Origin of the sequence: Massilia sp. CT11-108, from assembly GCF_047302915.1 — a bacterium.
In the GTDB taxonomy this organism is placed as follows: Bacteria; Pseudomonadota; Gammaproteobacteria; order Burkholderiales; family Burkholderiaceae_D; genus Telluria; species Telluria orientalis.
In genome coordinates this window covers 1-596 of record NZ_JBKYMO010001159.1, presented here as the reverse complement: position 1 = coordinate 596, position 596 = coordinate 1, and the positions used below count along the sequence as shown (strand labels likewise).

The window sequence follows — 596 nt, the reverse complement described above, 5'->3', positions numbered from 1 at the left end:
CGCGGGCACGGACCTCGTGCGGCGCGACGCGCAGGCGGAAGACGCGCAGACGAACCCGTATCCCGTCGACATGGCCCTGCTGAAGCGCGGCCACGACCGCTACATGATCTATTGCATGCCTTGCCACAGCCCGGCCGGCGACGGCGATGGCCTCGTCGTGCGGCGCGGCTTCCCGGCGCCGCCGACGTATCACCAGGACCGCCTGCGCAATGCGCCCGACCGCCACATCTACGACGTCATCAGGAACGGCTACGGCGTGATGGCGCCGTACGGCGACCGCGTGGAGCCCGCCGACCGCTGGGCCATCGTCGCCTTCGTCCGCGCGCTGCAACTGAGCCAGCATGCGGACGCGGCGAGCCTGCCGCCGGACGTGCGCGCGCACCTGGGAGCGCAGCCATGAAGGCGCGCACGCTCGTCGTACTGGCGCTCGTCGCCGCGGTCGCCGGCTGGCGCCTCGACCTGCGCGCGCTGCTGGCCAGCTATCTCGCCGCGTGGTGGTTCATCACGGGCGCGCTGCTGGGCGGCTGTCTGTTATTCACATCTACGAGCCCACGAGACGGAGCTACATAGAGGATTGCGGGGTGGGGGTGGAAAAA

The 596-nt window shown here is 70.5% G+C and carries 2 protein-coding genes; both read left to right on the top strand.

The window, feature by feature from the left end; translation table 11 throughout:
- Positions 1-400, top strand: a 400-nt coding sequence (locus ACEN88_RS33730; protein ID WP_413346711.1) for a c-type cytochrome, incomplete at its 5' end; no start/stop codon positions are given.
- Positions 397-570, top strand: coding sequence for a hypothetical protein (locus ACEN88_RS33725; protein WP_413346709.1), 174 nt, complete (start codon positions 397-399; stop codon positions 568-570). The genes ACEN88_RS33730 and ACEN88_RS33725, both read left to right, overlap by 4 nt.
- Positions 571-596 lie beyond the last annotated feature (26 nt).

Excerpts from the sequence above, each read along its gene's own strand:
- ACEN88_RS33725 (WP_413346709.1), top strand. The coding sequence starts at position 397 with ATGAAGGCGCGCACGCTCGTCGTACTGGCGCTCGTCGCCGCGGTCGCC.